Annotated in this window: 12 protein-coding genes and 3 pseudogenes; 11 read left to right on the top strand and 4 right to left on the bottom strand. The window is 37.6% G+C overall.

Going from position 1 to position 8379, the window contains the following annotated elements:
* Nucleotides 1-50 precede the first annotated feature (50 nt).
* Nucleotides 51-188 (bottom strand): hypothetical protein, encoded by a 138-nt coding sequence (locus GVY04_15995; protein ID NBD17574.1) that lies wholly within the window; start codon nucleotides 186-188, stop codon nucleotides 51-53.
* 76 nt (nucleotides 189-264) lie between these two features.
* On the opposite strand from GVY04_15995, the gene GVY04_15990 reads away from it, so the two are divergent.
* The 11 genes and pseudogenes from GVY04_15990 (at nucleotide 265) to GVY04_15940 (ending at nucleotide 7012) form a co-directional block, all read left to right on the top strand.
* A complete protein-coding gene (locus tag GVY04_15990) occupies nucleotides 265-510 on the top strand; it encodes a hypothetical protein (GenBank protein NBD17573.1) in 246 nt (81 codons plus the stop codon).
* A 12-nt stretch (nucleotides 511-522) separates the two neighbouring features.
* Complete coding sequence (locus GVY04_15985) at nucleotides 523-903, top strand: PIN domain-containing protein (GenBank protein ID NBD17572.1); 381 nt, start codon at nucleotides 523-525, stop codon at nucleotides 901-903.
* 255 nt (nucleotides 904-1158) lie between these two features.
* Entirely contained in the window at nucleotides 1159-2079 is a 921-nt protein-coding gene (locus tag GVY04_15980; protein ID NBD17571.1) for a glycosyltransferase, read from the top strand.
* 29 nt (nucleotides 2080-2108) lie between these two features.
* Entirely contained in the window at nucleotides 2109-2993 is an 885-nt protein-coding gene (locus tag GVY04_15975; protein NBD17570.1) for a hypothetical protein, read from the top strand.
* The gene (locus GVY04_15970; protein ID NBD17569.1) at nucleotides 2983-3771 is read left to right on the top strand and encodes a hypothetical protein; all 789 of its coding nucleotides are present in this window, start codon (nucleotides 2983-2985) and stop codon (nucleotides 3769-3771) included. The genes GVY04_15975 and GVY04_15970 overlap by 11 nt, the downstream gene beginning before the upstream one ends.
* 6 nt (nucleotides 3772-3777) lie before the next feature.
* A complete protein-coding gene (locus GVY04_15965) occupies nucleotides 3778-4953 on the top strand; it encodes a glycosyltransferase (protein ID NBD17568.1) in 1176 nt (391 codons plus the stop codon).
* 164 nt (nucleotides 4954-5117) lie between these two features.
* Nucleotides 5118-5213 (top strand): annotated as a pseudogene (locus tag GVY04_15960) (Uma2 family endonuclease).
* A gap of 489 nt (nucleotides 5214-5702) precedes the next feature.
* Nucleotides 5703-6317 carry a hypothetical protein gene (locus GVY04_15955; protein NBD17567.1) on the top strand — a complete coding sequence of 205 codons (615 nt, stop codon included), beginning with the start codon at nucleotides 5703-5705 and terminating at the stop codon, nucleotides 6315-6317.
* Nucleotides 6318-6352: 35 nt separating this feature from the next.
* Entirely contained in the window at nucleotides 6353-6649 is a 297-nt protein-coding gene (locus GVY04_15950) for a hypothetical protein (GenBank protein ID NBD17566.1), read from the top strand.
* A 37-nt stretch (nucleotides 6650-6686) separates the two neighbouring features.
* Nucleotides 6687-6908: a UPF0175 family protein gene (locus tag GVY04_15945; GenBank protein NBD17565.1), complete on the top strand. Its 222-nt coding sequence runs from the start codon at nucleotides 6687-6689 to the stop codon at nucleotides 6906-6908.
* Nucleotides 6905-7012, top strand: a pseudogene (locus tag GVY04_15940) (DUF3368 domain-containing protein). The gene GVY04_15945 and the pseudogene GVY04_15940 overlap by 4 nt, the downstream one beginning before the upstream one ends.
* A 95-nt stretch (nucleotides 7013-7107) precedes the next feature.
* Here the strand turns inward: GVY04_15940 and GVY04_15935 are convergent.
* From GVY04_15935 to GVY04_15925, 3 genes and pseudogenes are all read right to left on the bottom strand, one after another.
* Nucleotides 7108-7325 (bottom strand): annotated as a pseudogene (locus GVY04_15935) (addiction module toxin, HicA family).
* A complete protein-coding gene (locus tag GVY04_15930; protein ID NBD17564.1) occupies nucleotides 7325-7537 on the bottom strand; it encodes a type II toxin-antitoxin system HicB family antitoxin in 213 nt (70 codons plus the stop codon). The pseudogene GVY04_15935 and the gene GVY04_15930 overlap by 1 nt, the downstream one beginning before the upstream one ends.
* A gap of 197 nt (nucleotides 7538-7734) precedes the next feature.
* The gene (locus GVY04_15925; protein ID NBD17563.1) at nucleotides 7735-7926 is read right to left on the bottom strand and encodes a type II toxin-antitoxin system HicB family antitoxin; all 192 of its coding nucleotides are present in this window, start codon (nucleotides 7924-7926) and stop codon (nucleotides 7735-7737) included.
* Nucleotides 7927-8379 lie beyond the last annotated feature (453 nt).

Here is an 8379-nt window from a genome sequence, read left to right as displayed (position 1 = left end):
CGCAAACTGTCGCGCGATCGCGCTTCAAGAATACCCGATCGAGTTGCAAGCTAAACGGTATATTGAGCTTTATCAACAAGTTTTAGATAAGAAATAGAAAAGAGGGGCGCGATCGCGCTTTTTGTTATAAATGCAGGAGTAGGAGTCGCAGCGATCGCGCTTATATTTGAGGCAGAATCGCAAGACAAGTGCGGTTTCTTGTTATGGAATATAATAGAAAAAAACTTAAAAACAGAGCTAAGAATACAGTATTAATCGGAAAAAATGCACATCACAATCGAATTACCTCCCGATTTAGAACAAGACTTAATCCATCAAGCAGCGCGATCCAACATTCCCCTGCAAACTCTAGTGCTGCAAGCCCTGCGTCAGCTAGCTCAATCTCCCTCTAATCGTGATAGTTCCCAATGGTCAGATATTATTTTATCCCATGAAGGAATTCCTGATTTTCCCTCCTTTGAATCCTACCGTGAATACCTGCTTCCCCCAAGTGAATCCAATCTATTTTAATGCGATACTTGTGTGATCAGCGACTTTATTAAAGGAGAAACTGGCACTCAAACTAGGCTGAAACAAACGCCACCTAGGGAAATAGCAATTTCTTCGATTACAATGATGGAGTTGAATTACGGGTTAGCGTTAAATCCAAAACGTGCTGAAAAAGTTGAACCAATTATTACTAGCTTTCTATCTTCTGTGACGATTCTTCCTTTTGGAATTTCAGAAGCCGAACAAACTGCTAAGATTCGGGCAAAGCTGAAATCTCAAGGGCAACCCATTGGTGCTTATGACTTGTTAATTGCTGCGACTGCACTCCAAAATAATTTAATTATGGTAACGTCGAACCAACGCGAATTTGAACGAGTTGGCAATCTACAGCTAGAAAATTGGCGAGAGTTATAAACTGCTGGGGTTTCTCGGAGTCTTTGGGAATGATCGCGCTTCAAGAATACCCGATCGAGTGGCAAGCTAAACGGTATATTGAGCTTTATCAGCAAGTTTTAGATAAGAAATAGAAAAGAGCGCGATCGCGCACCTGCTCAGTGCAATTCAACAAAATCAGCAACGACTTCAGCCAACTATCTATCCGGTGAGATCAATCTAAATCTTTTCATGGGTACTCTAACCTCAACAGCGCCCAGAGCAGGCTAGTTAGTGATGAACTCAAATCAAAAAGAACCTGTTTATATCATCATTCCTGTTCACAATCGGAAAAATATTACCCTCAAGTGCTTAGAAACCCTCAAACAATGCGGTGACTTAGATCAATATTACACAGTTGTTGTTGATGATGGTTCCACTGATGGCACAAGCGAAGCCATTACTAATCTCTATTCAGAAGTCACTATCCTTACTGGTGATGGGAATCTTTGGTGGACAGGTGCAATTAGAAAGGGAATGGAATATGCTTATGAACGAGGTGCGGAATGCTTTATCTGGCTGAATGATGACTGTCAACCAACCAAGGATGCTCTATCTCAGCTAGTTGATTTCATTAAGGATAACTCCAAGACTATTATTGGTTGTCAGGGAGTTGAATTAGATAATCCCCAGCAAATTTGCTTTGGCGGGAAAGAAAAAAAGCGACAAGGACATATATTAGTCCAAGTACCTCCAAATCATTTAATACCTTGCGACCTTCTCTGCGGAAATTTGGTTTGTTTACCTCGCACGAGTATAGAAGAAATTGGTTTTCCAAACCCTCAGATAACTCCTCATTATCATGGAGACTCTTGGTATTCAGTGAAAGCTAAACAAGCTGGATTTCAACTCTTCTTAGACACAAGAAATCCAGTTTTTAATAGAGTCAGTGAAGGATCAAAACTGTATCCTGGTAAGCCGAGTGATTGGTTACTATACCCAGGACACCCTTTCAATCTTCTTAAGCTAGTATTCATACCTCAGTCAGGTTTAAATTGGCGAGTTTGGCTAAGAGTACAGTGGGAAGCATATTCTCTATGGTCTATCTATCTCTTTATTAAAAAATATAGTTATATTTTGCTAATTACAATTATAAGATTTCTCCCTCTTGATCTTAGAAAGAAGATAGTCGCTTATAAAAAGCAAAAGTTCGGTTAAAAAGTTGTTGAACCAATAGAATTAGCTCTATGAATGTCTCAAAACGAGTTTTAGTCGGAACCTTGTTCTCTGGAGAGAACGAACTAGAATCCTGTATTGCCTCAGTTCAACAGCAAAATTATCCCAGTCTCGAACAAATTGTTATTAAAAATTTGCCTAATAAAGAAGCTCATGATACTTTATACAAAATCTTCATGAACTTTAGTCATAAATTTGATTATTTTATCAAGCTAGATGCTGATATGGTCTTTAAATCAACTGATGCAATTGAAACAATGATCAGTTTCTTTGCAAGAGATCCAAACCTAGATCATCTGGAAATGGCAGTTGATGATCGATTTTCCAACTCCTTAATTATGGGAGTTCATGTTTTCAGTAATCGTGTTCAGTGGGTTGCGAGCCAAGAGAAACTTTTTGTTGACTATAACCCTCAAATCCCTGGTAAACATCTGAGACTCTGGGAGCAACCAGCACCCTTAGTCGATCATTGTCCTAATCCTAGTCCCTTCCAAGCCTATCACTTTGGCGTTCACAGAGCTTTAAAAGCCTTTCAACCGTTGCAGTTAGAAGTAAATTATATCCAAGCGCGTAAACAATGGCGATTATTAAAAAAGGTTTGGCATCATTTTCTACAAACTCAAGATCCAAGACTTGGTTTGTGTATCCTAGGAGCGGAACAAGTTATCAACAGAGAAATTGATTTAACTCATATTGACTATACTAATCCACAATTGCAAGCCAAATTTCAAGAATTTAAAACTCTAGAACCTGGTGCTTTAGAGGAAGTTTTACTTCCTACTTGGGGAAATCTAACTAAAAGAGAGTTTAGACACTTAATTCAAACAATTCCAAGAGCTTCCTTATGGATTATAAAAAAACTTTACAGCAAATTTTCAGGGCAAAATGGTGAGTAAACTAACCCAAATTCTAAAACACCAAGCAAGTTTAATAATTTCTAGTCTCTCCTCTAAAGAGAATATCTGGTTAGCCTCGTTTCCAAGATCAGAAAATACTTGGCTCAGATGTATGTTATACGATGTTCTTATTGGTCAAGAAGAACGCTTCCCTCAACTTCTTAGAAGATATATACCAGATATTCATCGTCAATTTGAGTTTCTAAATCTATTACGATCTAAAACGTTATATGTTAAAACTCACTTTTCTTATTCACCTCAGTGCAGAAAGGTAGTTTACCTACTCCGAGATCCTTTTGCGACCTTATACAGCTTTTGGAGAAGAGAAACAGAAATAAAAAAAAATCAAATCAGCTTAGATAATTTTATTGATAAAGAAATTAACTCAGGTGGAGTTTATGGAAGATGGGATAGTCATGTGCTCTCCTATCTCAATTCAGGTTTACCAGAGTCTAAATTTCTAATAATTCGATATGAAGATCTGTTATTAGATACTTCACAAATACTAACACAGATTTTAGAATTTGGAGAACAAGAAATATATAAAGAAAAAATACAAAGAGTTGCAGCAAAATATACCAATGATTTGTTCAAACGCCAGAAAATTAATCAAAAACTAACTGATAGCCAAAAAATTCAATCTCTTTATGAAATTCAAACTTTAAAAGGATTACAGAAATTAACGACACAACAGATTAGGAAAATTGCTCATTCACCTGTGGGCAGAGTAGGTAATCACCTTGGTTATACATCATATAAGAAATTCTACTTGGAGTGACTCAACTTGAAAATACTCAAAGCTCATAACTTTTATCTCATTGGTGGGGGAGAAGATCAATCTAACCACGCTGAAATGCAACTATTAAAGAAATATGGTCATCAAGTTAATCTATACACAGAAAATAACGAAAATATAAAATCTTTAGGTTTAATAAAAACAGCAGTAAAAACGCTATGGTCTCAGCAAAGCTATAACCAAATTCGTGAACTAATTAGAAATTATCAATACGATATTTTAAACTGTGAAAATACTTTCCCCTTAATCTCGCCATCTGCTTATTATGCAGCGAAAGCAGAAGAAATACCTGTCATTCAAACTTTACGAAACTATCGTTTATTTTGCTTAAATGCCTATTTTTTCAGAGAAAACCGAGTATGCGAAGACTGTCTAAATAAACCAGTTCCTCTTCTAGGTATTATTCACAGTTGCTATAAAAATAGTAAAGCTGGCTCAACTGTTGTTGCTATGATGCTATCAACTCATCACCTTCTTAGAACTTATCAGAATCAGGTTGATATATTCATTACACTAACCGAGTTTGCTAAAAATAAGTTTATTGAAGGAGGTTTACCTAAAAATAAAATTATAGTCAAACCTAATTTTGTTGACCCTGATCCAGGACTAGGACAAGGAGAAGGCAATTTTGCTTTATTCGTTGGTCGCTTATCAGAAGAGAAAGGAATTGAAACTCTCTTACAAGCCTGGCAAGATTTAGGTTATCACTTACCCCTTAAAATTGTTGGGGATGGCTCTTTAGTTGAGTTAGTTAGAAATACAACTCAAACAATTCCTAGCGTGGAATATATGGGGCGACAACCTATTGAAGTGATTTATCAACTCATGGGTCAGGCAAAAGCATTAGTTTTTCCTTCTCTATGGTATGAAGGAATGCCAAGGGTAATTATTGAAGCCTTTGCAAAAGGAACACCTGTCATTGCATCTAAATTAGGCTCAATGGAAACATTAATTGAACATCAGCGCACAGGACTTCACTTTACCGCAGGTAATGCAGATGAATTAGTGCAACAAGTTAACTGGATGCTAAATCATCCTAGAGACTGGCAAAAAATGAGATTAGAAGCTCGTTTAGAATATGAGTCTTACTATACTGCTGATCAAAACTACCACCAATTAATGGAAATTTATCACTATGCTCTTCAATCTGCAAAGTCTAAATAGTGCTACTTTAGAGCTTTAGAGAAACTGTTATTGCTGATGTCAAGCTGGATAACTTTTTAAGCTAAGCCTTATTTACTTTACTGCATTTAGTACGGTTAGTTTGTATCGCGATCGCGCACCCTCTCTCAATAAAATAAAACTAAAGCCTGTTCCCAAAGCCGATCATGACCACCACTCCCCTAACCCTAACCACCCAAAACGAACTCCCCTGTGATGATGGTGTTCCCATGGAAACCCAACGCTATAAACTGCAAATGGACTTTTAGCATCGATCGAGACTTTTTCAGCAAGCCCTAATTACTCATCATTCAGTTGAACAGTGGGTTGACTCTCTGAGATGTAGTGGAAATCATCCCCTAGAAATAGAAAAGATGGGAAACAAAGTGCGTCAGGTTTATCAAGAAAACTATACACCTGAAGTTAACTATCAGCAAATGATGAGGATTTATCAAACTATATTAAAGTAAAGTGCGATTAAATTCGCTTCACCTTCAGCAATCGGCTCCTAATTTCATCTTAAGTTTATAATCTTTTGATAAGCGCGATCATACGCTTTGTCCACAAAAAGGAATTGTTTACATTAGAAAATAAGTAATTAATCAGAACAACGAAGGGGCTAAATCCCATGACTGCCATCATCATCCCCGATGGACTTAAAGTAACTTCTTTGACTCCTCAACCATTTTTGTTCTTTCCAATGGCGCCAGACGGTTGAATCCTTCTGATCTTGCAGTAAAAGGCTAAAACAGATGACTATTTTTAACCAAGAAAGCAGACAGAAGCAACGCCGAAAACAAGGCTTGCAAATTGCTCAACAAGCCGCTAAATTGCTGGTTAATAAATATGCAGTAGAAAAAGTTGTCTTGTTTGGCTCACTCTTAAAACCGTGCCCGATTCGCGATCATTCTGATATTGACTTAGCTGTTTGGGGGCTTGCTAATCAAAGCTATCATTCGGCTCTTAATGAGGTGTCAAATCTGACCCTTGAATTTTCTTTTGACCTGGTGCAAGTTGAATCCGCTTCATCAAGCCTACAACAGGTTATTCAACAACAAGGAAAAATTATCATAGCCAATGGGAGGCAACTGTCCAACCTAGATACGATAATCTCACTTTCTTCACTAAAACAACCGATGAATCAATATGCCATCCTGTTTAGCCAGATTGAGCAAGAAAGCCAAGACATTGAGAAACTCGTAGAGAAAAATAAAGTCTTATACCGTTTATCAAAAGTCACTGGAAATTTGGCCCCAGTTTGTAGTGAGGTTCAATTAAGGATCTCTCTAGCCACTTTTGAGAATTGGTATTACTCGATAAGTTCAGAGCAACACAAGATGAAGACTATATCGGAACCATCGCACTGAACATCCATAGCTTTTATTCTGGCGCAGAACGTATTTTGAAACAAATTGCCCAAACCATTGATGGTTCAGTCCCCGACACTCCACAATGGCATCGCCAACTCTTAAGACAAATGGCTACCCCAATACGGGAAATTCGACCGGCAGTTTTAAGCCCTGACACGTTCGAGAGTCTAAATGATTATTGTTCCTTTCGCCATGTTGTTCGAAATCTTTATACGTTCAGTCTAAAATCAGAGCGGGTTGAACCCTTAGCAGAAGCATTGCCGATGTGTTGGCAGAGTTTGCATCAAGACCTAGAATCATTTATCAATACTGTTAGCTCAAACAATTAAAATACAGTCAAAATGCGCGATCGCGCATCATTAAGAAATTTTAAAGGCTGCTGAAACCAACGAAGAAGAATTAAAAATAGAGTTAGCTTTGTTGCTCTATAAACAAAACAAAATTAGTAGTGGGAAAGTCCGAGATTGGTTAGGGTTAACCGTTTTACAATTTCAACATGAACTCGCGAAGAGAAATTTATCGCTTAACTATGATGTTGAAGAACTCAATCAAGATGTAGAAAACTTAAAGAGTCTAGGATTGTTGTGATTATTGTTAGTGATACTTCTCCCATTACCAATCTAGCTGCAATTCAAACACTTAATTTGTTAGAGTCTCTTTATGGATCAATTATTATTCCAGTTGCAGTCTATAAGAGCGCGATCGCGCAAAACCAGCCTCAACAAAACTATATTGCTGATGTTAGAGATGTTTTGCTACATAGTTTCTTAAATCACAGTTATTCGAGTCATGCGATAAATTCATCAACCGTTAAATCAGCATCCCGTAAAATTTTTCTTAACAATCCTCTTCTAATATCCTGACCTTGATGCATAGGAACTGTAACCACTCTTCCATCAGGATGTTTAAGGCGCAAGTGGCTTCCACGTTGTCGAATCGGTTCAAATCCCGCCTTCTTTAAAGCTTAACTAGTTTTTCTGCTTCAACAACAGGAAGTTTAGCCATTAAAGTTCAATCTTTTGTATGCCAACAAAATTAGAAATATCCTGTACTTGCTCTTGATCTTCTAAGCATAAGTAAATGACCTCTTTAATATTTGTCATCAACTCATCAACCGTCTTTCCTTGGCTATAACAACCCTGAAGTTGAGGAACTTCACCAACGAAATAACCATCTTCATCTTGTTCAATCACAACATAAAATTCTCGCTTGTTCATTTATTTTTCCTCAAGCTTAATTATCTATTGTTCAAAGTAACAAAATTATCGTAGCGCGATCGCGCAAACTGAAAACCAATTCCTAAAAGATCGCGTACCAGAAAAGCTGAAAGAAGGAACAAGGGTTACAGGATTGAAAAGAACAGCCAGAAAAGCATAAGCGCGATCGCGCTTGTTTCAACAAACCCTAGATAATCTTAGAGATCATTTTCCTCTAACTGAGCAATTTTCATTTCATTCGCTACTTCTAACCACCCTTGGATCGCATCTTGGAGATTGTTCATCAACTCTTCCATGTCATCTCCCTCTGTGATACATCCAGGTAAGGCAGGAACTTCCGCCCAATATCCCCCTTCTTCGGCAGGATGAACAATTGCTTTGATTTTCATAACTGATTGTTTCTAACTTCCTTTAGAATCAAAATGATCATAACAAGCAAGTAGGAACTTTCCTGTGATTGTTTTTTTCTATCAGCGCGATCGCGCCCTTGCTTAGAGAATATCGCGCCCCCGAAGCGTTTAAAGAAGGAACAATGATTACAGGATTAAAAGGAACAGCAAAGAAATAGCAAGCGCGATCTAAGCTCTTCAAGGCTTTAACCCAGGCTGCCTCGCGCTACACTAGAGCCAAAATCAATCACTGACGTTTCAAGAGATGACTTCTATGAGTAACAGTGTTTACCAACTTTCTTTAAATTTTGAGCAGATCCTAGCACTGGTAGCCTACATTCAGCAGGTTGGCTAAAGAATAAGATATTTATAGAAAGTCTTTCAATTTCATCCATTGAAACAGAACCAACCTATTGAAATCGATGTTCAGGACATCAACCATCTCGGAATCAT

This window comes from Cyanobacteria bacterium GSL.Bin1 (assembly GCA_009909085.1).
In the GTDB taxonomy this organism is placed as follows: domain Bacteria; phylum Cyanobacteriota; class Cyanobacteriia; order Cyanobacteriales; family Rubidibacteraceae; genus Halothece.
This window is presented reverse-complemented; position numbering and strand designations above follow the sequence as displayed.